Source organism: Brevibacillus sp. HB1.2 (assembly GCF_013332495.1).
GTDB classification, from domain to species: Bacteria; Bacillota; Bacilli; order Brevibacillales; family Brevibacillaceae; genus Brevibacillus; species Brevibacillus porteri.
In genome coordinates this window covers 1-23,576 of the sequence record NZ_JABMIU010000005.1, presented here as the reverse complement: position 1 = coordinate 23,576, position 23,576 = coordinate 1, and the positions used below count along the sequence as shown (strand labels likewise).

Annotated in this window: 15 protein-coding genes; 8 read left to right on the top strand and 7 right to left on the bottom strand. The window is 47.9% G+C overall.

Annotation, left to right across the window (positions count from 1 at the left end; all coding sequences use genetic code 11):
* Nucleotides 1–8: 8 nt before the first annotated feature.
* From HPY28_RS14020 to HPY28_RS14005, 4 genes are read right to left on the bottom strand one after another with little or no spacing between them, the layout of a single operon-like run.
* Nucleotides 9–1,283, bottom strand: a complete 1,275-nt coding sequence (locus tag HPY28_RS14020; RefSeq protein ID WP_174230778.1) for a vWA domain-containing protein — start codon at nucleotides 1,281–1,283, stop codon at nucleotides 9–11.
* The gene (locus HPY28_RS14015; RefSeq protein ID WP_174230777.1) at nucleotides 1,280–3,628 is read right to left on the bottom strand and encodes a hypothetical protein; all 2,349 of its coding nucleotides are present in this window, start codon (nucleotides 3,626–3,628) and stop codon (nucleotides 1,280–1,282) included. The genes HPY28_RS14020 and HPY28_RS14015 overlap by 4 nt, the downstream gene beginning before the upstream one ends.
* Nucleotides 3,629–3,662: 34 nt before the next feature.
* Nucleotides 3,663–7,052, bottom strand: a complete 3,390-nt coding sequence (locus HPY28_RS14010; RefSeq protein WP_173623426.1) for a tubulin-like doman-containing protein — start codon at nucleotides 7,050–7,052, stop codon at nucleotides 3,663–3,665.
* A 13-nt stretch (nucleotides 7,053–7,065) separates the two neighbouring features.
* On the bottom strand, nucleotides 7,066–8,859 hold the full coding sequence (locus tag HPY28_RS14005; RefSeq protein ID WP_174230776.1) for a vWA domain-containing protein: 1,794 nt from the start codon (nucleotides 8,857–8,859) through the stop codon (nucleotides 7,066–7,068).
* Between the two features lie 197 nt (nucleotides 8,860–9,056).
* On the opposite strand from HPY28_RS14005, the gene HPY28_RS14000 reads away from it, so the two are divergent.
* From HPY28_RS14000 to HPY28_RS13970, 7 genes are all read left to right on the top strand, one after another.
* The gene (locus HPY28_RS14000) at nucleotides 9,057–9,206 is read left to right on the top strand and encodes a hypothetical protein (protein WP_007724683.1); all 150 of its coding nucleotides are present in this window, start codon (nucleotides 9,057–9,059) and stop codon (nucleotides 9,204–9,206) included.
* Nucleotides 9,203–10,138 (top strand): hypothetical protein, encoded by a 936-nt coding sequence (locus HPY28_RS13995; protein WP_174230775.1) that lies wholly within the window; start codon nucleotides 9,203–9,205, stop codon nucleotides 10,136–10,138. Before HPY28_RS14000 ends, HPY28_RS13995 begins: the two co-directional genes overlap by 4 nt.
* 14 nt (nucleotides 10,139–10,152) lie before the next feature.
* Nucleotides 10,153–11,916, top strand: coding sequence for an SH3 domain-containing protein (locus HPY28_RS13990; RefSeq protein WP_174230774.1), 1,764 nt, complete (start codon nucleotides 10,153–10,155; stop codon nucleotides 11,914–11,916).
* Between the two features lie 152 nt (nucleotides 11,917–12,068).
* Nucleotides 12,069–12,701, top strand: a complete 633-nt coding sequence (locus HPY28_RS13985) for a LysE family translocator (RefSeq protein WP_017246644.1) — start codon at nucleotides 12,069–12,071, stop codon at nucleotides 12,699–12,701.
* 10 nt (nucleotides 12,702–12,711) lie between these two features.
* Entirely contained in the window at nucleotides 12,712–13,344 is a 633-nt protein-coding gene (locus HPY28_RS13980; protein ID WP_174230773.1) for a YHYH domain-containing protein, read from the top strand.
* A 217-nt stretch (nucleotides 13,345–13,561) separates the two neighbouring features.
* On the top strand, nucleotides 13,562–14,179 hold the full coding sequence (locus HPY28_RS13975) for a class D sortase (RefSeq protein WP_017246646.1): 618 nt from the start codon (nucleotides 13,562–13,564) through the stop codon (nucleotides 14,177–14,179).
* 55 nt (nucleotides 14,180–14,234) lie between these two features.
* Nucleotides 14,235–18,911 (top strand): collagen binding domain-containing protein, encoded by a 4,677-nt coding sequence (locus HPY28_RS13970; RefSeq protein ID WP_174230772.1) that lies wholly within the window; start codon nucleotides 14,235–14,237, stop codon nucleotides 18,909–18,911.
* 54 nt (nucleotides 18,912–18,965) lie between these two features.
* On the opposite strand, the gene HPY28_RS13965 is transcribed toward HPY28_RS13970, so the two are convergent.
* Complete coding sequence (locus tag HPY28_RS13965; RefSeq protein WP_174226431.1) at nucleotides 18,966–19,913, bottom strand: lipase/acyltransferase domain-containing protein; 948 nt, start codon at nucleotides 19,911–19,913, stop codon at nucleotides 18,966–18,968.
* Between the two features lie 218 nt (nucleotides 19,914–20,131).
* Here HPY28_RS13965 and HPY28_RS13960 point away from each other — a divergent pair, with 218 nt between their 5' ends.
* Nucleotides 20,132–21,754, top strand: coding sequence for a family 10 glycosylhydrolase (locus HPY28_RS13960; RefSeq protein WP_174226430.1), 1,623 nt, complete (start codon nucleotides 20,132–20,134; stop codon nucleotides 21,752–21,754).
* A 70-nt stretch (nucleotides 21,755–21,824) separates the two neighbouring features.
* Here HPY28_RS13960 and HPY28_RS13955 read toward each other — a convergent pair whose 3' ends face one another.
* Entirely contained in the window at nucleotides 21,825–22,760 is a 936-nt protein-coding gene (locus HPY28_RS13955; RefSeq protein WP_069849913.1) for an iron-hydroxamate ABC transporter substrate-binding protein, read from the bottom strand.
* A 205-nt stretch (nucleotides 22,761–22,965) separates the two neighbouring features.
* On the bottom strand, nucleotides 22,966–23,370 hold the full coding sequence (locus tag HPY28_RS13950; protein ID WP_017246651.1) for a hypothetical protein: 405 nt from the start codon (nucleotides 23,368–23,370) through the stop codon (nucleotides 22,966–22,968).
* Between the last annotated feature and the right edge of the window lie 206 nt (nucleotides 23,371–23,576).

The following is a 23,576-nucleotide window of genomic DNA, read 5'->3' as shown; positions in this document are numbered from 1 at the left end:
TGCTCCCTTTACTCAAACCGCTTGCTGCTTTGGTTCCCGGCGTCCAACGCGCGAGGGTTTTGTCTGGTGTTCAGTCTGCGCTTTGCAAAAGACGATCCACCACTCGTGGAAGCTGGCACAAAGAGAGTGAACAATGTCAGGATGACAGCGAGCAAGGAGCACGCCAGCAAACGTACAACCATATCGAGCAAGTCGATTGACGACAGTCCCATTTCCAAAACGAGTCCAGCTAACAGTCCTGATACCGCCCCGCCAATCGTGAAGCTTTTGGCCAGATGGCGATTGTCAAAAATCAGACCCAGCGCCAAGCCGAGCAAAGCACCGATGATCAGAACACTGACCACACGGGTAATGGCGTAAAACATGCTTTCTTCTGTCGCTCCTGTCCGCTCGGAAACGATATTGCGGTCTGTTCGGCTCATATCGTAAATCTGACCAAAAATTCCTGTCATTTGATCAGCGTGTTCAACATTGAAGTAGCTGCCGCCAGTCTCAGCAGCGATCTTTTGAAGCAACGCCGTTCCGTCTGCATCGATTTGGCTCATGCCTACGGTATGGACAATCACTTGGTTTTGCTTGTAGGGTGCAAGTGCAGCAGGGACATCCAGATCACTATAGCCGTCTGACATCAGCACGACCGTACTATTCGCCATTTGATTGGCTTGCAGCTGATCTAGCCCCGCTTGCAGAGCCAGGTCGATCCGGGTGCCTCCATCCGTTCGCGGATATTGAAGCAGCTTCTTCACAATCTCATCCTTCACGGACTGGCTGCTCAGCTCGGTGAGGGGTTGCAGCACATTCGTTTGATCGTGAAACGTAACCACTGCTATGTTCATGTCACTGTCCATGCGCTGCACCATGTCGGCTGCTGCTTTGAACAATTGGTTATCCGGGTCAGACGACTGCATGCTGCCTGACGTATCCAGAACCATGACAATATTGTTGGCCCCACTGGCCTGTTGAAATGATGACCCGTACAGCAGCTGAAGCAGCATGGCCACTACGCCCACCATCAAAAACGTGCTGGGCACGAGCATTTTCCAGGAAAAGCCCAGATAGCGTTGCTTCCAACCGACTCCATTCAGTCGTGGCGAGATCATTTCCGCAATGAGGCACATCAGTCCTACGAAAAAGGCATATTGACCAAAATAAAGTCCCATTAACAACCATTGCGGTATTTCTCCGGACAGCTTGCCGAGCATGACTTCCCCGACCAAAAATCCGATCACGCCACCTACCAGACTACAAACTAGCATGAGTAAGCTTACCCTTCTCTGACTCATGACGACTCATCTCCTCCCACGCGGCGAAAGACAAACCCGCTGTCCTCATAGGAAGCATGGTATTTCTTGTTATTGCGGTAGAACATCAACTCTTCCATGCCGAATCCACCCATCAGGTTCATTTTTTCTATCCCGCTTTTTTGTTCCTCGTGGATGCAGCCCAGCTTGTAAGTTCGTGTGCTCTCATCTTTGTGCAGCGCATATTGGACGAAGTCGTTGTGAATATCGGCAAACAAGTACTTTTCCTCATAGCGATGCTTCTGCAAGAAATGGAACACTTCGATGTGAACCGCTGCGCGCTCTTCCAACACCAATGCGAGATCGAGGAACAAATCCTCCTTCGTCAGCACGGTTCGGTTATCATAAGCAGCCCCGACGTTGGCACGCGCAAGCAGCTCCGCCTCAAAAGATAAAGCAAATGGCGCTCGGGTGAGAATCTCGTTCCGGCAAAACTGACACAGCCTCTCCACGAGTCCGGCGAGTCGATTCCCGCTGAGCAGAGCGCCGCTACCAATATACCGTTGTTCCATGTAAAAATCACTGCCGCGCGAAGCTTCCAATGACCGGATTGTTTCATGGACCACCGATTCGTAATATTCGTCGACGTTTTTGCCCAAGTAGTCAGTCGCTTCTCGAACACTCGTCTGGGCGATTTCCCGCAGTTGCTTATGCAAGGCTTCCAGCTGCTCGACTTGCTCACCTAACTGCCGGTGAATCTGCTCTGCCTGTTTCTCATAGCTCACAAGGATGGAGAGCATCATCTCCCAATCCAGCAGCTCCAGCTTTTTGCCATAAACAGCGTCCAGCAAATGGCGAATGAAGGTCCGCACACGCTCCTTATCCCGTGTGAAAAATCCTCCTACGCGAATATCCTGCCGCTCCACTCGCTCTTGGTAGAGATCGACAAGCTCGGCTTTAATCTGTTCAACCTGTCGAGATGTCTCTCGAATTCCTGTGCGGAGCTCATCCAGCAGGTTTGCTCCATTGGCGTGTTCGGCTGTGAGATAGTAAGCTGCATACAGCCCAAGCCGTTCATCCTCGATAATTCCTTTCTGAATCAAATCAGCCAAGGACTCCTGAGACAGCATGTGATCCAGACGTTTACGCGCCCCGGAAACGACATTCGCCTCAAAAAAGGCTTGGCTGCTACCGTCAAACAAAGCCAGCTCCGCTTCACGCATATTCATACTGCAAAGCTCGCTGTAGCTGATACCAGAGGTCATGAGCCCCGTCATTTCCTCCAGGATGTGATCCTCAGGGAGAATGCCAGCCAATTTTCGCTGCAAATCATGCGCCGTCAATCCGAGCTTTTCTCTCGCTTTTGTTTTCGGCAATACCTCGCCGTCTTGTAGTCGCTCCCAATAGCGGTCAAATACGGCGGATAGTACCGTCAGCGCAATCGCATGAGTTGGTCGCTTCACTTTGGATAGTCCAGCAGACGCGAGCTTGGTCTGCCCATGATCAACTGTGATGCTGCGCATAAATTGCAGCTTGTTATAGCCATCATTGCTTTCATGGAACTCCGACTCTACCTTTTTGTTGTTCAAAAGCACCAGCTTGCTGATCAGCTCATAATTTTCCTGCATGCCGCCTTCGATAAACAAGCCATGCTCTGTCTTGTCACTCAATAGGTACGCCAGTGAAAATAACGGTGCGTTCACATGCTCCACAGGCAGTTTCACGAGATCCTCCGTTACCAAGAGATTCGCTCGATAACTGTAGTCGCTCCGCTGATAGCGATTGACCTCTTCCAAAAAGCTGACTGAGAGCGCTGTCGAAAACCCGAATGCTTCCCCGTTGTTCTTTTCTTGAAGCAGGACGTACAGGTCAACAGATACGTTTTTAAACAGCTCGTTGAGGTAGCCCTTAAGTAACAACGTCAGCTCTGGCAAAAGGATCGTGGCAGGATCATCCGCCCTTGCCACGACCGCTATATTGACTTGCTGAAAAGCAGTGAACAACTTGCCCATTTCCGCTACCCGCACGCTTGCCAGCTTCATCACCTTGTTCAGCTCCATGGTGACAGTTTCATCGAGTAAAAAACGCTCGTGGATCGAAGTACGCATCTTTTTCTTGTCGGCATCTGCCTGCGGCAAGCGGCACCCGATTACTTGCGGATGCTCCCACGTTTTGTCCTGATACGCATGGACATAAAGAACACCGTGACCATTTTGCCAATTGCGCTCGTTGTGGGCACGAACAGCTTGCAGTGCCTCTACGCTCTTATCCCCGAGAAAAAGGAAGAGCACGGGGTTTTGAATGCTTCGCTGTCCGTTTCCGCTATCCAGTTGTCTTTCCAAATCCGTAACGTATTGGGTCGCGAACTCTCCAATCAAATCCCTCATGCGTCCTCCTCGGTTATCAAACAATCTTGACTGTTTATTGCAGCGTCTTGCGCATATCGTTTACTTTTGACCAAACCTTTTTGTAGAACTGGAACAGCTCTTCACCGTTTACGTATTCATCGCGGTCGTATTCCAGATCGTTTTTCGTTTCTTGGAAGGTCGCCGCAATTTCATCGAGTTTTACCAGCAGTTGCTGCGTATCCTCTGCGGAGGTCATCGCGTCACTGCGTTTTGCAGCCTTGCGCTGGATGGTTGCCATGTTCTTGTGATCCAATGCGCGGAACTTTTCATAGATAGCGAATTCGACGTGCTTGTTGACCTTCATCAGGTTGATGAATGGCTCCCACGCATCTTCTTCCTCATCCTTGTCGTAGACGTAGAGTGCACCGCGCTTGCAGATGGTGCTTGTGTAAAGTGCTTCGATGAATCGGGTCACCAGCTCTTCTTCGTCCTTGATGGCACCTACGATCTGCTCCAGCTCCTGGATTTTGGCTTCGATTTCTTCGTATTTGCGCACTTCCTGTTCGATCAGGCGAATCTGCTCTGGATAGCGAATCAGGTTTTCTTTCGCCATCTCTTCATTGATACTGCCGAACACATCACGCGTAAATTCTTGCTCCAGACCATCTCTCAGGAAACCTTTGAGCTCAACCAATGCACGCTTGATCTCGCCAGGGCTCAGCTTGGTCGCGTCTCCTTGCGCTTGGTGCTTAGCCAAGAAAGTGGCCAGCGAGAACGGCTTCGTCACGATGGATTCATAGCGGTTGCTGGTCTTGCTGTCGCTGCCTTTTTCGCGGATAGCTCCATAGCGCACCGCACGGTCAAACAGTTCGCGTACGTTGGCGTTGTACGCTTTGATTCGCCCATTTTGGTACGTATCTCCCCACGATTTTTCCGGAATAGGGGATGGGAGGTACGCCCAGTTGTTCTTTTCGGTTTGAACGAGGTGGCGTCCGATACCCTCTCTATCCAGAATGGTACGTTCGTAGCTTTCCTCGTAGACCTTCAGCGGTGTGTAAGCAAACAGTGGAACACCGTTTTTCGTATTCAGCCAGAAGATGCGGTTTTTGACTTCGCTTTCTTTGACGGTAAAGCGCGATCCGCTAATCGCTGTGTTTTGATAGTTTTTAATCCCCTTCAAGATCGATGGTGCTTTCAGCGGCACGGATACAAAGCCCCAGGAAGGGAAGTGCATATTGCCGAGATTGTTGCTCAGATGGAAGACCGGGATCGCCTCTTCATCCAGCTTGCTCGCAATCTTGCGCTCTACGATGCGATCGAGTGTCTCGTCCTGACCGTATTTGATCACGAGGAATTCTTCCATCGACTTGGTGATCAGCTCACCGAATTTCTCCGAGAGGAATTCGGAAATCGAGCTGACGATATCCAGCTCCTGCTCTTTGACCCACTGATCGGAGTGTCGCAGCAGCTCGCTGGTGAAATCGCGGATCAGATCATCCGCATCTTTTTGTTCCAGGATGTTGCTGACTACCTTGGAGATATCCGGCACACTGACGATGTTCCAGTAGTATGTCTTGTTGCCAGTGCGGTCGCTCTCTTCGCCGCCTTTGATCAGGATGTCGCCGTTTTGCTCGAAAATTTGATTGAGTGCGTTCAAAATCTCAGTAAATACGTTATAAATGCGGTTGTTTTCTGCATTCAACAAACGGTGCAGCTCTTCGTAGAATTCGATCATTTGCTCCAGCTTTTCTTGATCAGCCAGGAGCTGGTATTCGTTGATCTTTGCTTCGATGTAGCTGTTTTTCTTCTTCTCCTTGGAGATAAAGGCACTGCGGGCATCGCCCAGCTTTTCATTCGCATTTTCGCGCGCACCCTCAATCTCACGCGGGAAGCTCTCCAGATTCGCCTTGAGGCTCTCGATGTAGGAGAGGATCATTTTCATCAGGCAATAGCCTTTGTCCGAATGAATCAGACGGGACGCATAGAATGGTCCTTGCTGCGGGTGCAGGAACACGCGCGTAATCATTTCGCCGAAAACAGAGATCATGTCGCCTGGCGTCTGCTTCTTGCATTTGATGTACGCTTCGCGCGCTTTGGCGAGATAACCCTGCTCCAGCTCGTGGTCGATGCTCACGACTTGCTGAGTGATCACGTTGCTGTAGTTCAGACGCTCGCTGTTTTCATAGCCTGGCAACGGTTCAGGAACGCGCTCCTCGAACTTGCGGGAAATCGAGTCGATGTCGATTCCGAGTTTGCGGGCGAATTTCTCCGCATCTTCCTGTGTTGGTGCTACTGTGAACATTTTTTCCATCTTATTAAACAAGCGATATGCCAAGTATGTTGTCATCTCTTCGATCGGCAAGACAGCAGAGGAAGCACCGATGACGTTGTATTGGTAGTTCGCTGCGTACGCTTTTGGCATCTGGTTGATGTTCGTACGGATGTTGCTGATATAGTCGTGGATCGCAAACTCTTCACCCGAGCGCTTTTCTTCGCTCGCCATGAAGTTCGTAATGTTCTCCGCGGTTACGTTCATGCAGTAATCGTAGGCGTTTTCCAATGCTTTGCCTTCGAGATTGGTCGCAGAAATCAAATGACACAGGTTGAATGGTGGCATTGGCGATTGGACAGTGAGTACAGTGCCGTATTGCTGGCGGAAACGCTCATTTCGCTCATCCGCATTCATCCAGTAGTCCAGCTCTTTTAATGCCGCATAACCGTTTTTCATGATGTAGTCGCGTGTGTGCGAGCTGAGACTCTTGTTCGACAGGTTGACGTCAGGCGTGAACAGGTAGCCCAGCGTATTCACCTTGTCTACCCCCGCACTGCCGAAGTCGCGCTCCAAAATGCCTCGTACGATATAGGCGATGTCGAGGAAGCAACCGCTCCCCGTTCCCCCGGACAATCCGCTCAACAGGAATACTGTCAGCTTTTTGTTCGTGCCCTCGCACAGCATCTTGACCTTTTTCTCAATGGTTTGTACGACTTGCGTAATTTTCGTAAAGAGAAGAAGTCGACCTGCCTGACGAACACCCGATGCTCCGCTGATTCCATCCGTAATCGTCAGCTCTGGTGAGAGCCAGTCAGTGATATACGGCTCCAGAATGCTGCGATTCTGCAACACACCGCCGATCTCAGGATTGGACAGGAGTACGAACTCCGTCACTGGATCGAGTCCGATGCCCTTGTACTTTTTGTTACGGTCATGTTCATTCGTTTCAAACGCGATGAATTCAATATTGTCCGGCTTTTCCTTGCGCTTCTTAGAAAGCTGGTCTACCGGCAGCTTGAAGCGTCTGTTCACTTGGTATTTCAGGCGCAATAGCGCATCAATTCCTGTACCGCCAAGACCGATGACGAGCATCGGGTTATCAATTGTATCTACGCGAATCTTGTCACTGACGATTCCTCCGCCGAGGGATACGTCCAATTGTTGAATGTGTTCTCTCACAACTGCTTTCATAATCGACTCACTCCTAGACGATGTAATCTACATATAAGGACTTGTTCACATTCGTTAACGAAATTTTGATGCGATCGTTTTTCTTCAACTCTTTGCCTTTGCTTGCATCGAGCACACGTCCGGCCTTTTCGATTCGGCAGCTTGAACGGTTTTCGATGATCAGCGTATCGTTTTTCCCTGGTAAAAAGATGACTTTCTCTGTCTCCGCAAACTCAGGGGCGAGCTGCAAGAGTTGGTGCAGCTTCACTTTTCCTTTGAACGCGTTCAGTTTCTTGTACTGCGGATTGGACTTTTCCCCTGTATCCTCATCCACGATCTCGATGGCGATTTGGCCCGCGAAGCCCTTGTTCGCCTTGCGATAGATCGACAGTGCGTACAAGCCTGCACCGATCAACAGGATGAGAACCACGGTACCTCCTACTACGGTCATCCATGGAAATGGTTTCGATTCTGCCGCAGGATCAGTAGTTGTGTTCGGCTTGCTCGCTCCAGAGCCTGCCGTTTTGGAAGCATCTACAAGGAGTGGTTTTGTCTCCCGGTAAAAGCTGGTGTCTTCTGCCTTGATTTTGATCTCATACGCATGGTCAGCCGGGATTGTGAAGCTGCCTTCGAACCCGCTGCCCGTATTGTTCAGGATGACCTCATTCGTCTTATTATCCGTCTTGTCATTGACGATCAGTGTCGCCTTCATCTGCTTGTACAGATCAGGACTCGCTACCTTCTGTCCGTTTGAAACAAGTGCAGCCTTGATCGGTACGACATCGCCAGCCTTGAAGCTCTTGGCTGTGACTGGCTCCATCTCCAATTGCAGATCGTAGTTGAAGATGAGGTTAATATCAATTTTTTCCTTCGGGGCACCCTTTACCTGTAGCTTCCAATCGCCCTGCTGTGGCTTGACCAGCTTGACCATCGTGTACGCATTGGATTTCGACAGTCTGACCTGGTTGGAAGGGATTTGTACTTCCTTGCCTGCTGGGTCATACAGCTTCACTTCCACTGCTTTTTGCGACATGATCGAGATGTTGGCTTCCATGACGCTGCCATTCGGGATTGGGATCGGAATCTCCTGAGCCTGACCGTTTGCAACGAAGCTTTTCACCGGGACAACCTTCAGCTTCAAGTGATTTGCAAAGATTTCGCTCAAGATTTGCGGGAGCTTGTCCGCTGTGCTTGTTTCGAAAAATTTACCATTTGTATCCGCAGCAATCTGTTGCAGGGTCGTGCGGTTAAGCTGACCGTCTGCGTTCAAGCCAATCGTGTAAATCGGATAGCCTTTATCTTTGGCCTCTTTCACTGCTTGCTGTAGCTCTTGATCAGATTGTGCTTGGGTACGGCTTGATACTTTGTTCAAATAGTTGTTTCCGTCTGCCAACAACACGATGATCGGCGCATTGTTTGGATTGCGTCCCGCATCCAGGATTTTTACTGCTTCCGTAACCCCTACAGCAATATCGGTGTAGGCTCCTTTTTGCAGGCTGTCGATGAAGGCTTTGATATCGTTCTTGTCTTCTTCGGAATTAATCTCAAGCAGTGCCTTTTCCCGCTCGATCTTGTCGGTATAGGCGACGACACCAATCTTGTTCGCTTGGATCGACGTCATGTCGACGAACATTTTCATCGCTTCGTTGCTGACTTTGTTCTTATCGCTTTGGGTCATGGAGTTGCTGACGTCCACGACCAGGACAGCGTCCATATTGTTTCCGCTCGTTTGCGCAAAGCCTGGGTGAGTGACGGAGAGGACACTGACCAAAAGCAGGGCAAGACATGCTACGTATCGACATAACATTCGGAATCGTATTATTTTCATGAGAGCTCCTTTTCTTGTTCGTTACAAAGAATTTGTGAAGTGTTGCAAAGGAAGTAAGACTATGACACTATTACCACTAGATTCAAGAAGTAGAAGACAGATGATAAAAAAGTACTAGAATGATTGCCCCTTACTCGTAATACGATACGACATGATTCTTTGTTACAGATTTCGACAACTTCGTTAGGAGAAATTTTATGTTAACTTACTTTCTGTTGTTTGCGGCTTTTTTGCTGCTAGCGGTCCGATTCCTCAAGCTGCTGCGACTAAAACGGCGCAATCTCTCCAACGCCGAAATCGATCAGCATCTTCATGCCTTACTGAATGAGAAGAGGGATTCACCATGAGAAAACGAATCGGCGTCCAATTCCGCAAAACCCGTAAAACCACTCATACGTATGAAAGAATTCAAGCGTGCACGCGATGCCATACGTACCATGTCCTGTGGGAGACACATTGTGAGACCTGTGGGAGAGCCTACACACCGATCCGCCAGGTTTCCCACGCTGTGACGCGCCGTTATGTGCAGACGCGCTTTTTGCTCTTGGGCTTGTTCGTCTGTCTTGCTCTCCTTTCTGCGGATACCCTTTTGCAATTAGCTCTCGCAGGAGGTATTGGCTGTGTGTTGTTCGTCCTGTTTTTCGTGATGCAGAAAAAATACGGCACCTATGAAAGAGACATACAATTTCAACACTTTTTGACAAAGGAACTGGATACGTTCAAGAAGTCACTCCTCCGTCATTTGGAGGAAGTGGGAAACGACGTCAAAGAAGGACATCTCAAGGAAGCTTATGAAAAAACGAGAGAGATCGGGCATTTCGTCGATTCCGATACGATCAAGATACGCAAGATCATGTTCCTCAATCATTACGTCCTGCGAAAAGACATGGAACTGGAGCTCGAAACGCTCATCCCGTCTATGTACGACAAGGACTTCATGGAATATGTGCGCGAAGTCATCAAGGTCCAGCCTTCGCTCGTCAAAAAATCTGTTCTCAATTATGTCAGACGTTATAAAAATCAAATATTGTTACTAGAAAATGGGGATCAGCTCATCGGTCAAGTGGCAGGTGCAGCGCTCCGCATGAAGTCTTATGTGGATGAATATCAGGATCTGATTATCGAATTTATCGATTTTTTGCCTCGCGAGCGCCTTCTGCGATTGGCAAAAATGGTACAAACCCATAAGGATGAAGGTTGGGAACAACTATATCATTCTACCAAAAACAGGGTGGATACGCATTACGCGTTTGACCCGGATTTCAAAGGCTTACTGTGAAGGAGGAGCCTTTCATGCTGCCTATCTCTCCCTATCATAGGTCCCTCTGGGTCCGTAATATTTTTCTTGGTCTCTTTGCCTTGGGTTTGATCGCCGTTCTGTTCAAGCTCGGATTTGGGTACAAGCAGATTACGTTATATAAACAGGCAAAGGCGTTTTATGAACAAAAGAACCTGCTGCAAGCCGAGGAAACCTTTTCTCGCGCGCATGATATGGCTGTCCTGTCCTACGGGGATGACGAATGGAATTCCATCATGTTCCTACTGACTTCTATCCGTGCTGAACTAGAAGGGCTTCACCTGCATTCACGTTCTGCCATCTCGGAAAAGAAGGTCGCAGAAATCGGTGTAGTCTATGAACAATACCAAGCAGTCAAACAGAAATACCAGAATCAAAAGGACGTACCAGGGATGTTTTTCCAGCAATTGTCCGCTCACTTGGGTATGGATAAGAGCTTTTCCGATTATTACTTGAATGCCTTGCAAACAGCCAAGGCTCAGGCACAATCGAATCTCGAAAAGGAAAACTATCAAGACGAATCTTTCATCGAAACACTCCTTGTCATTCCGGATGAATACTACGGCGGCAAAAAGAAGAAGCAGGCTGAGCTCACGGCCTTGTTCCAGGACTATGAAAAGACCAAGCTGCGGGCGCTGATCGCTTCGGCTCCTTTTGAAGAAGTCATCACCAAAACGGCTACAAGCATACGCCATTACGAAAAACTGGGTATCGAGACAGATTGGTTAGTGGGTCAGTTGGAAAAGTATGCACTAGCTGAAATCAAGGAAGTTATCCGTTCGAAGGATTTGAGTGCCTTCGTGGACATGGCAGCCGCCTATCGCAAAATCGAGGATGTGCTCTCTACGGATTCGCCTGTACTCGATTCGATCACCCGCTATCTGGAGGGCAAGCTCAAACAGGCAGAGCAATATATCAAGTCGCTCGAGTTCACCAAAGCGCGTGAATTGTACGAACAGTTAAATCCGCTCCAGGATACAGCTACACTCCTGTCCGATCTGGAAAAACTCTGGTTGGAATACGATCCCGCACGCTTATTGCAATTGAGATATCCTGACAGAACGTTCACCGACATGCTCTCCGGCACAGATCGCTGGGGAGCAAAGCTTTACGCATTTGGACTCTCCGAGGCAGATCAACGTCTTTATTTCGCAGCGAAAATGCCAAATGACTCGCTCCTCTATCTGGATCAGTCGCTCGATGTGGACATGAAATCGGCAAAGGCTAAGATCGACGATACGCTCGGAAGTAAAGAAAAGCCTGTGATTATCGTGAGTGCATCCGGCAAGGAGCGTGCTAACGCCTACGCGGCACTCTCTCCGAATTTGATAAAAGAGTCACTCGATAAGCGCTTTTCGGTGGAGGCGGATGAACTCAGCGTAGAAGACTCCGAGCATCTGATCATGAAAAATGCGGTAGGCAAAGGGGAAAGGGAAATCGCTCTGTTCAAGCTCGAGGACAATGGCTTGGATTACATAGAAAAGCTGGCTGACTTAGAAGAGAATCCCGAAGAAACGACCGAGGGTAACGAGTCAGGAGAAGCGACCTCCCCCGCTGACGGCTCAACTGAAGGGACGGATCAAACTCCCCCTGCGACTCAAAAAATCGATGTTTTTGTGGGGCCAGGTGATGAATATGAGAAGATCGGTCAGGTAGTAGCAGATGGTTCCCTCCAAGTCATCGCCGATCTGAATGGCTGGTACCAGATTGTATTTAATGGAAAAGAAGGCTGGATACGCGCTACTGAATCGACGCCGTAATCCGTTTACTTGAATAATGAGCTCCCCGCGCGATCATGATACACTTTCTTTGATCTGCGTCAGGAGCTTTTCCTCATTTTTCGCATTGCTTTAAGTGTCAGATTATTCTATAATCTATTCTTATTTTATAGATAGACAAGGAGTGGGAAGCGATGTTTGGAATCGTTCATTATGAAGCATTTCTGATGACTGCAATCATGTTGAACCTGATACCGGGCTCAGACACGATGTACATCATCACCCGCAGCATTTCGCAAGGAAAACAGGCAGGAATTCTTTCGGTTCTCGGCATTTTGACAGGCTCACTCATTCACACACTCTTGGCTGCTTTCGGCTTGTCGCTCCTTTTGGCGCAATCCATCGTGCTTTTTAACATCGTCAAAATATTGGGGGTCGCCTATCTCGTCTATTTGGGCATTCGCATGCTCATGACGAAGGAATCACCAGCTTTTGATACGGCCGATTCCAAGAAGCTGAAGGGTGAAAAGGTCTATCTGCAAGCGATCCTGACAAGTGTTACGAATCCAAAGGTCGCCCTGTTTTTCATCGCCTTCCTCCCGCAATTTGTTAGCGCGACGGAAGCAGGACCACTCCCTTTCCTTATTCTTGGCCTGACTTTTACCGTTACGGGTGGCATCTGGTGCAGTCTCCTCGCCTTGTTTGCTTCCTTCGCTACGCAAAAATTGCGCAATAATCAGAAGTTCTCTGTCATACTCAACAAGCTGACGGGGATTGTTTTTATCGGGATGGGGTTGAATCTGTTGCGGGCGAAAGCCAATCCTTAGGAGGTTATCTATGAAAAAGATTATTTCTGTACTCGCACTCATTCTTTGCTTTGCTTTTTTACCTGTTCAAATGATTGAAGCGCATCCAGGCAGAACAGATGCAAATGGTGGACACACCTGTAGAACAAACTGCGAAAAATGGGGATTAGAGTATGGAGAATATCACTATCACAACGGCGGCGGTGGTTCTTCTAACAGCCAAGTGAAAAAATCGGCTCCTCCAAAACCATCGCCCCCCCGTACACAACCTAAAATACTACCTTCGAAAACAATTGTAGCCGTAGACAATGCTAACGTTTATTCTGCTCCATCCCTTGACTCTGTCGTTACTGCAACCCTATGGTATGGTTTTGAAATCAAAGCATCAGGTACACATCCGGAATTTATCTCCATGGATCAAGGATACGTTTCCAAAACAGTGGTCACCTCGTATACACCGATCACTCCGAAGACTGTCAAAATTCAAGGAGAGAAAGGCTACTTCTTCTCGACCCCTTCGACAGAAAGTCCAGGCAGGGGCTACGCTGTCAGTGATGCACTTGTTCAAGTAGTCGGTGAACGTGGCGATTGGTATTACGGCTCCACTATCGATACAAATGGGAAAGTCTTAGTTGGATTTGTTGCAAAAAGCGTCGCCTATTAACCATAGAATGAGACCGAAAAAACCAGCCAGGAGAGTCTTTCTCCTCTGGCTTTTTTCATGTTCAGAAATTGTTTAGGTCGAAAGATTATGATAGCTCTAGGCATTTTTTCACAATTGAAACGAATGTCCTTGCCGAAAAAAGTTTAGTGTAACTAAAAATTAGGACAAGGGGGGAAAGATGAATTGAGTTAACGGTGCGAAAAGGGAGTTGAAGAATGTGCGAGTGCTGTTAAGTGCTGGGTTTATCCTGGCAGGCTTATTCCTCCTTTTCTATCCTCAATGGGAAACGGCGGTATCTGCACAAAAGCAAGAACAGCTCATCGAAGCGTTCGAACAACTGAGCAACGTCAGCGAGCAAATAGAAACGGCTGCATCAGAGGACCCACCATCTCCTCAGATACAAGAGCCGCTCGCTATGTTGGAAGGTGCCAGAGGCGTGATTCGGATTCCCAAAATTGATCTGGAAATGATGATTTTTGAAGGCGCGGACAAGCAGGCCTTGAGTAAAGGTGTTGGCCTGATCGAGCCAGACAAGGAATTCGGTGTGAACAATGTTGGACTGGCAGGCCATCGCGGGATTACTCATGGCAAGCAATTCAATCGCTTGGACGAACTAGCACCTAACGATGAGATTGAGATCAAGACGAAAACGGCAACCTACCAATTCGTTGTCGTGAAAGCCTTTGTCGTAGATCGTACACAAGTAGAAGTTCTAGAGGATCAAAAGAAGCCATTGATCACCTTGGTCACATGCACCCCTGTTGGAGCAAAAGATCCGAAGGACAGACTGATCGTTCAAGCTGAATGGAAACAAACGCCTTCATCTCAGCCCTAACCCTTCCTACTGAAAGACGGAATGAGCTAGTTTTAATTGAGTACAGGAGGAGCATATGCAAAGGAAATCTTGGGTCGTTGTGGTGGCACTTTTGCTCATCATCCAAAACTTTTTCGGTTTCACGACAACCTCGTATGCCCAAACACAAGGTGAGGTTGTCATTAACAATAGCGGGGAACCGGGTACAGGCGATCCTACTGATCCGGGTACGGGAACTCCTACCGATCCAGGTACAGGAACTCCTACCGATCCAGGTACAGGAACTCCTACCGATCCGGGTACAGGAACTCCTACCGATCCGGGTACAGGAACTCTTACCGATCCGGGTACAGGAACTCCTACCGATCCGGGCACGGGGACTCCAACTAATCCAGGCACAGGGACTCCTGTACCAGTACCTGAACCAGTTCCCGTCCCTCTCCCAGAACCCGACCCCGACGCCAACATCATCAAAGACAGCATCATCACCAGCGTAGTCATGAAGGACAAGGACGGAAACAACATAGAAGACATCCGCCCGGATCAGGGCTCGCGTGTTCAAGTTGATTTCACTTGGCAAATCCCTGCTGGACATCCTTACTCAGAAGGTGCCACCTTTACCTTCCCTCTCCCAGATAAGTTTCGGACCGATCGCAATTTGACCGGAGATCTGAACGGAGGCTACGGCACCTATGAAGTGACAACAGACGGCACCGTCACCTTCACTTTCAGTGATGCCATCAATGACGGCGCAGAGATCACTGACGGAACCTTCTATGTGTGGCGGGAATTCGATGAGAAAAAGTTTGAAGGTGGCACGAGACAGGAGATCGATTTCAAATTCGATGGCATCGCTCCGATCTCTGTCCATTTCAAAGGCAAAAACAACAATGAAATCGACAAGAACGGGAAAGCAAACAAGGGCATGAATCCTAGCTATCTCGACTGGACCGTCGATTTTAACCAAAGTGAAAATCCGATAAAAGGCGTTATCTTTACGGATGAGCTTCCAAGCGGTCTGGATATCGACATGAGCTCGATTAAGGTCTTCCCATTGGAAGTTCAGTTGAATGGCTCTGTTAATCCAAAGGCTGAGGTAACCACCTTCACTCCTGAGAAATTAACAGAAGGAAACGGGTTCAAAATTAACTTTGGCGACATCGACGGTGCTTATCGCGTCGCGTACAAGACCAACGTCACCGGTACGACAGATACAACCTACACGAATAAAGCCACTGTCACAGGAACGAACCTCCCAAAGGATTTAATCGATTCCGCGAATGTCTCTGTCCGATTCAGCCAGCCTTTGAACAAAAAGGCGATTCACTACGATTACAACAAACAAACGATCACCTGGGCTATTCAGTACAACTACAATGAAAAACTGATCACGCAAAGCGATGCATGGCTCGAGGATCGATTCGATACGAGTCATCAAGAGCTCGTGAGCGGTTCCTTTACCGTTCATAAAATGACCATCGGTGACAACGGAAACGGAACAAAAGACGGGGCTGCCATCACAGAGTACAACGTAACCCCATCGCCTACTGGCTTCCGCTTGCAGTTTGACCATGACGTGTCGGCTGCTTACGAAATCACCTACCAAACCAAAGCCAAAAATCGGGTCCACCAAGACAGCTACCTCGTGAAAAATGAAGTAGAGATCTATGATGGAACCAAAAAAGATGCATCCAGAGAGATCAATCAAGCAATCTTCTGGAAGAACGCCAAAAAAGAAAAAGTGAACTACCTGGATAAGACAATCGAATGGACGCTTAGTCTAAACGACGACAATCAGGTGATGGATGAAGTCGTCATTACCGACAGTTATGCAGGTCAAGGGCTAACTCTTCTTCCTGACAAAGTAAAGATCAACGATTGGACAAAGGATTTGGAAGAAGGTCCTGACAAAGACTACAGCATCTCTCCAAACTCAACGTACGAAGAAGGATTCAAGATTACCTTCCACAAACCAGTCACAAAAGGTCTAGTCATTACGTACCTGACGAAGTTCGATCCTACTTCCAAGGACCGTCCATCCGTGTACAAAAACAAGGCTGAACTGAATTGGAAGGAAAACGGGAAAGCACAAGACCCTATCACGAAATCCGCTACTGTTAAACCAGACAACTACACCAACAATAACGGCAACAAAACGGGTACATACGACGCCCGCACAAAAGAAATCACGTGGACAATCGATGTGAACTACAACCTTCACAAGATTAACAACGCGATCATCCGGGATTTTTATACCGGAGAACAAACTTTTGTGAAGGACTCGTTAACCATCCATAAGTTGCTGCTCACAGGTGGAGCAGATGGTGTAAAAGTGGTCGAGGGTCCAGTTGTCGCCACCAAATTTGACGAACTGACCAACGGCTTCGAGCTTCATCTCGGTCCCATCGACTCGGCCTATCGCATCACGTACAAAACCAGTTTGGCTAATCTGCCTGTCGGAGAAGTGTACGAAAACAATGCCACTATGCACGATAGTGACACAACAGGCACTCCACTCTATAAAGGCAAGACGACCGTCAGACCGACATACGGTGGGCAATACGTCCTCAAAACAGGCGTACAAGGTACAGGAGCAGATTCAGAGTATGCAACATGGACAGTAAGAATCAATCCGAGCCAGTCTCATATTTCGGCAGGTGCTGTATTGACGGATACCCTGTCCAGCAATCAACTTCTGATGAAAGACTCCTTCAAACTCTTTACGACATCCGTCTCTGAATCCGGTGCTTTGACTATCGGAAAAGAAATGGCCTCCGAGGACTACAAATTAGAAGTAGTCGGCAATACCTTTAAACTGACCTTCAAAAACGATCTGCACACTGCCTACATCCTGGAGTACCGTTCCTTTATCAATGCTGACCATGGAGAGATCATCAAAAACGAGGCCTCTTTTGCAGGGAAAACAGTTGTAGGTAAAGGGAAAGACGGACAAGAAGGTGTCAAAGTCAGCTTGTCCGGTGCTGGTGGCGGAGCCAGCACACCTGGTAAAGGCGACTTGAAAATCGTCAAAACAGACGCAGATACGAAAAAAGCATTGGCAGGCGCCACGTTTGGTCTGTACGACAAGGCAGGGAAAACCTTGCTGGAAACAGTCGTGACCGATGAAAATGGCATGGCCACCTTCAAAGGCTACAAATTTAAAGCGTACAAGCTAAAAGAACTATCCGCTCCTGTTGGCTACGTCATCGCAGACGAGTACAGAAATGGAAAAGACATTACGTTAAAAGCTCCTGCAGGTGCTGACCCAGCTGTTCCAGTTATAATCGAAATAACCATCGACAACAAGCTGCTCCGTCAAGGATTTGAGTTAACCAAAGTTGACGCGGAGAATGCTGGCAAAACACTGGAAGGCGCTGTCTTCAATCTACAGGTTGAAAAGGGCGGAGCATACGAAACAATCGCTGAGCTGACAACCGGTTCTGACGGAAAAGTCTCCAAAGGCGATCTGGCAGAAGGAAACTATCAGTTAGTCGAAACGAAAGCTCCGAAGGGATACAAGCTGGATGCGACTCCTATTTCATTCAAAATCGCCTCCAACCAGACAGAAATTGTGACCCTTACGAAAAAGAACACCAAAAATATCGGGTCCGTTCAATTGCTGAAAGTGGACCACTACACCAAAGAGCCACTTCCTGGCGTAACCTTTGAGCTTCAAGATGCTGACGGGAAAGTACTGCAAAGTGGACTCACAACGGATAAGGACGGTATCCTTCTCCTCGAGAACCTGAAAGCAGGATTCTACCAGCTCGTGGAAACAAAAGCACTTGCTGGTTATGAGCTTGCTGAACCACTGAAATTCGAAGTAACAGATGAAGGCACGACAGCTCTCACGTTGACCAACAGATTGATCCCGGGATCTGTGAAACTGACCAAAATAAGAAAGGGATACCCAAATCATAAGCTCACAGGAGCTGAATTTACGCTCCGCGATGAAAATGGTCAGGTAACCAAAGACAAGAACGGTCAAGAGCTGACAAAGCTGACAACTGATGCAAACGGTGAACTTCTAGTCGAAGGCCTAAATCCTGGCAAGTACGAGTTTATCGAGACGAAGGCTCCTACTGGTTATGTAATAAACAGCAAGCCAATTGCTTTCGAGATTAAACGGAACCAAGTAGTTGGCGAGCATGTGCTTGTTACTGCCGAAAATGACGTAACCTCTGGTGGAGGCGGCGGTGGTGGTGGTGGTGGAGGCGGAAATCCTGAACCAAAACCTGAACCAAAACCTGAACCGAAGCCAGAACCTAAGCCAGAGCCTAAGCCTGAGCCTAAGCCGGAAAAGCCCGAGAAACCGGATAAACCAGACAAACCAGATAAACCAGATAAACCTGGCAACCCAGACCAACCTGGCAAACCAGACCAACCTGGCAACCCAGACCAACCTGGCAACCCAGATCAACCTGGCAATCCAGACCAACCTGACAAACCAGACCAACCTGACAAACCAGACCAACCTGACAAACCAGACCAACCTGGTACTCCTGATGCAAACAACAACACTACGAACCCCAACACTTCGGGAGAGTTGAATCAAACAGGAAATACAACCAAACCGAACGATTCGGGAGCTGCCAATAACTCCAACGTCTTGGAAACCAACAACGAATCTCCAGCTACAGGCAAAGTATTGCCTCAGACGGGAGAACAGGCTAACCCACTCCCTCTCGTTGCAGGTATCGTTTCGATCTTGATCGGTATTTCGATCATGTATCGCAGAAACAAGAAAGCGTAGCTCATCTAAAGGACCAAGTCCAGGGATTTTCCCGGCTTGGTCCTCTTTTTTCCCCTACTCTAGCAATTGCCGGAGAAGCGGTTCACTTTTATACAAAATCTCCAGATGTGTCGCCTCTACGTAATATCGCTCACCTTCGAGTGCGAATACACTGTTTGCCATGACACTCCCATCCCCAGCGTCACTATTGATCGAGCCCACTACTCTTCCATCGACCCATTTATCGGGAGACAGCGAAGGGACTGTTCGCAGGTAATGAATCGTTTCGTGTCCAATGCCAGCTACCAGCGTGACGCGAATATTGCGGGCTGCGATAATCCCCATCGTTGTGTTCAAGTAGTCCATGTATTGATTTTTCACGACCATCTTTTCATAAGGGACGAAGGCTTCTACCCCCTGTTTCTCCAGCAAATAATCGCCATATGCTGCTGACGGGGTAAGATCAAGGAGACTCGGAAAGTGTCTATGAATAGCTTGTATACGATGAAAAGGGATGCTTTGCTCCAAATAGGCTAGATAAACATTCATATATAGCTCCACGACATTTCTTTTGGCCGAAACGGAGCGCGGCAGCTTCCCTCCTGCCCAATAGCTGTAGGCGACAGGCGATCCTGCGTTGGGAGTCGCAAAAATGAGCAACTGATCCACATCGTTTTGATAATATTCGCTTTGGACATAGGCTCTAGCAACAAGGCCCCCCATGCTATGGCAAATGAGATTGACATAAGGGGAACCTGTCGTTTGCTTCGCTCGCTCGATGACAGGCAGCAAAAAGCGCTCTGCTGAAATATCGATCTGCCTTCGCCAATCATAAAAAGCTACAAACAATTGTTCATTGAGGGAGTATCCCATTTTTCCAAGCAAACGGATAAATGGCTCGTAAGCCGTTCGGGCAAACCCGAAGCCCCAGTCACCAGTACCCGGAATAATTTGATCACTCATCGACCCAAAAAGCCCCGGAACAAAAACAATCGGTGCCTTTTGCGCAAGAAAAGAACTCATGCTTGCACTCCTTTCCCTCTCTTTTGTCCCATGACCAGAAGGAAAACAACATATGCTTCTGCCTATGCCAGAGCAGCTTGGGTGGTTCCCTTGTTTCGATCAGTGTCGTCATTTTTTGCCGAAACTTCCCACTGGAGCGTAACAAAGCGATATAATAAAGCGTCAAACGTATTGGCTAATGTTTTAAGCAAATCTATCTTGTCGGAGGATTGGCAAAAATGAAGGTACGCAAGTGGTTTATGCTTTTGCTAATGTTCGTACTATGTATTCCAACGATGGGGATATCCGTGCAGGCCGCGCAGACATCCTCTGGCATCAGCATCTATTTAGACGGGCAACAAATCAAAAGTGACGTCGCTCCGTACATTATTCCAAAAGCAAACGTAACGATGGTCCCTATGCGAGTGATCGGTGAAAATCTGGGAGCCGAAGTAAATTGGGAGCCAAATTCTCAGACCGCAACGATCAGCAAGCAAGATACCTTGTTGTCCATGACGGTTAATCAGAAGAACGCTCTCGTGAACAACAACAGCGTCCCACTTGATTCTTCTGTTCAGAACAAGCAAGGAAGAATCATGGTTCCGCTGCGTTTTGTATCCGAGCAGTTGGGCCTAACGGTAAACTGGGAAGACAAAACCAAAACGATTCGCCTACAAAGCGGCAACGTCGCTACCATGACTCCGCCACCACAGGATGTTCTGAGTGAAACTGGCGGGATGGAACCAAGCACACCTGTCGTGACAAACGGAGATTTGCGCGGGGTATGGATATCGACAGTCTACAACTTGGACTGGCCATCTTCCGGTTCTAACGGAAACCCAGCGAAACAGCAACAAGAATACATACAGCTGCTCGATGAGCTGCAAGCCATGGGAATGAACGCTGTTTTCGTGCAAGTGCGTCCATCTGGAGACGCTCTGTACCCTTCTACACTCACTCCATGGTCGAGATTTTTGACGGGAACCCCAGGGAAAGATCCTGGCTACGACCCGCTTGCCTTTATGGTAGAAGAAACGCATAGACGCGGGATGCAATTCCATGCTTGGTTCAACCCGTTCCGTGCCACTACGGATGCAAAAACAGACCAATTGCCAGCGAATCATGTGATCAAGCAGCACCCTGACTGGATTGTGAATGCCAACAAAAAGTTGTACATCAATCCGGGTATTCCGGCAGCACGTCAGCAAATTATCAATGAAGTAATGGAAGTCGTGCAGCGCTATGAAATCGATGGTGTCCATCTGGATGATTATTTCTATCCTTCCAATGTCGCCTTTGCAGACGATGCAGCATTCAAGGCTTACAACAGCAAGAAAATCGGATCCAAAGCAGACTGGCGCCGCGATAATATCAATCAATTTGTTCAACAATTGAATCAGTCCATCAAGAGCGTCAAGCCTCACGTTCAATTCGGGATCAGTCCATTCGGTGTATGGCGCAACAGCAATGTCGATCCGACCGGCTCCGATACAAAAGCTGGCGTGACTGCTTATGACCACATGTTTGCCGATGTGCGCACATGGATTCAACAAGGCTGGATCGATTATGTGACTCCGCAAATTTATTGGAGCCTTTCCTTCGCCCCTGCCCAATACGACAAGCTCGTTACTTGGTGGGCAAACGAAGTACAAGGGACGAACGTCAAGCTCTACATCGGTCATTCCCCTTACAAGCTGGGAACGGCTGAAGCTGGCTGGCAGAGCGCCCAGGAGATTATCAACCAGTTGAATTACAACGCGATGGTTCCTCAGGTTCAGGGCAGCATTTTCTTTAGTGCCAAGGACTTGCGGAAAAATCCATTAGGTCTGCTCCCAGCTCTTAGCAGTTATTACAACCGCTAAATAAATAGCAAAAACCCCCGAATACTCGTAGCAAAGCATGCTTGCTACCTATGTTTCGGGGTTTTTTCTTCTACGTTAATTTTTCTACAATGAACGTGAGTTGCGCTTCCAATGAGATCGGGTCATTAAAATAGGAGCCTTTCTGATCAATCTGAAAAACCTGGTTATTTTTCACTGCTGACAGGCCCTTCCAAACGTTTGTACCGTATACACTCTCCGGATTGGTATCATCTCCGGACCATGCACTGGTAAAAATGTAGTCTCCCGCAAAGTCCGGCATTGTTTCAAGCGAGACCTCCGCCCAACCGGTATTGCTATCAATGGCTTCTTTTTGTACGGCATTCGGAGCCTTCAACTGGAATTCTCCGTAAAGGATGTCTCCGCCCCTTCCGAAGTTGTGCCCAAACGCATAGATCCCCTTGGCGTATGGCTGCAAAATCGAAACGGTTTTATCTCCTACCGCTGCTTGCACCTTTGGTTTTGCCTCAGCAATTTTCTTGTCCCATTCGGCAATCCACTCATTCGCCTTGTCTTCTCTCCCTGTCATTTTGCCAAACTCCCGCAGTTCTTCGCGGATTGGCTTCTTACCGTATGGAATTACTACCGTTGGAGCTATTTTGGTGAACTCCTCGATATTCTTATCCCCTTCAAACACGATAAGTAAATCAGGATTCATCGCCAGTACTTTTTCTAGCGATGTTCCGTTGCCCACGCTTTCGATACCATCCAGCTTCCCTTTAAAATACGGGTTTTCCATAGCATGGTCCGTGATACCGATAGGCTTGATCCCCAGTGTCAGAAAATGTCCAACATAGCTGTCCGCAAGAACCACAACCCGTTTTGGGTCCTTCGGAATTTTTACTGTGCCATTAAACGCTTGGTAGTTGATATATTCATTGTTACTCTCGTTAACTGAACTTTCCTGCGCAGGCTGAGCAGTTGGATTGGCTGGTGTCTGTCCGCAGGCTGATAACATGCTGATCATGACCATAATAAGGGCTACCATTATGATCTTATCTAAGCCTGATTTTTCTCCTTCTCAAAAAGAACCTCTCCTTCAACGGAACTTGAAATTGATAATCATTCTCGTAAATTTTAGCATAAAGAGCTTGCTCTGCCCATCTTTTTCGTTCTCCGAGATACCATTTTCAATCCGTCACAAAAAAATGCCGCGAAGCATGTTCGCGACATTGGTAGCTTTATTTTTTGGCTTATTTCGTTACTTTGTGAAGACCGAACAGCATGAGGACATCATTATCGTTGGTCTCATACTCTTTCACTTCACCTTTAAAGGAAGTTTCTTTGACAATAATCTTGCTGCCTGTCGCATTTGGTTTCATTTCAATCATATGTGAAGATAGATTAAGATCATCTGCCGTTATACCTAACTTCTCGGAGAGATCTTTAACCGTAGCCTTGTGCTCACCTAGTTGACTGTCTTTAATGGTTACTGCCTGGCCATCCTTAGAAAAAACGAATGCAATCGTCAGGTCTAGGTTACTTTTTTCCGCAACGTTTGCTTTTGCATCTGCTGTTGTGGTTGCATACGGTATAACAGTACCAATCACCCCAGTAAGTAATAAAGCTGATGCAGTTGTCATCCATTTCTTTTTCATTGGTCTCGCTCCTTTTCATTTCTTTTTTTGTGTGCAAGTAAATCTCTTACTTGCTACATATAGGGTAAGAGGAAATGTTAAAAAAAATTGTGGGGTAAAACTAAAGTTTTCCTTAATTCATCGTGCATCACTCGGATCCGTTGGGTCTACTCCAAGCTTTGACCAGTTATTCGATAACCCATAAGGAAAACCCCCGAATCAGTAGC

Excerpts from the sequence above, each read along its gene's own strand:
- HPY28_RS14000 (WP_007724683.1), top strand. The coding sequence starts at position 9,057 with ATGTTAACTTACTTTCTGTTGTTTGCGGCTTTTTTGCTGCTAGCGGTC.
- HPY28_RS13985 (WP_017246644.1), top strand. The coding sequence starts at position 12,069 with ATGTTTGGAATCGTTCATTATGAAGCATTTCTGATGACTGCAATCATG.
- HPY28_RS13965 (WP_174226431.1), bottom strand. The coding sequence starts at position 19,913 with ATGAGTTCTTTTCTTGCGCAAAAGGCACCGATTGTTTTTGTTCCGGGG.
- HPY28_RS14020 (WP_174230778.1), bottom strand. The coding sequence starts at position 1,283 with ATGAGTCAGAGAAGGGTAAGCTTACTCATGCTAGTTTGTAGTCTGGTA.
- HPY28_RS13995 (WP_174230775.1), top strand. The coding sequence starts at position 9,203 with ATGAGAAAACGAATCGGCGTCCAATTCCGCAAAACCCGTAAAACCACT.
- HPY28_RS13970 (WP_174230772.1), top strand. The coding sequence starts at position 14,235 with ATGCAAAGGAAATCTTGGGTCGTTGTGGTGGCACTTTTGCTCATCATC.
- HPY28_RS14015 (WP_174230777.1), bottom strand. The coding sequence starts at position 3,628 with ATGAGGGATTTGATTGGAGAGTTCGCGACCCAATACGTTACGGATTTG.
- HPY28_RS13980 (WP_174230773.1), top strand. The coding sequence starts at position 12,712 with ATGAAAAAGATTATTTCTGTACTCGCACTCATTCTTTGCTTTGCTTTT.
- HPY28_RS13955 (WP_069849913.1), bottom strand. The coding sequence starts at position 22,760 with ATGGTAGCCCTTATTATGGTCATGATCAGCATGTTATCAGCCTGCGGA.
- HPY28_RS14010 (WP_173623426.1), bottom strand. The coding sequence starts at position 7,052 with ATGAAAGCAGTTGTGAGAGAACACATTCAACAATTGGACGTATCCCTC.
- HPY28_RS14005 (WP_174230776.1), bottom strand. The coding sequence starts at position 8,859 with ATGAAAATAATACGATTCCGAATGTTATGTCGATACGTAGCATGTCTT.
- HPY28_RS13950 (WP_017246651.1), bottom strand. The coding sequence starts at position 23,370 with ATGAAAAAGAAATGGATGACAACTGCATCAGCTTTATTACTTACTGGG.
- HPY28_RS13960 (WP_174226430.1), top strand. The coding sequence starts at position 20,132 with ATGAAGGTACGCAAGTGGTTTATGCTTTTGCTAATGTTCGTACTATGT.
- HPY28_RS13990 (WP_174230774.1), top strand. The coding sequence starts at position 10,153 with ATGCTGCCTATCTCTCCCTATCATAGGTCCCTCTGGGTCCGTAATATT.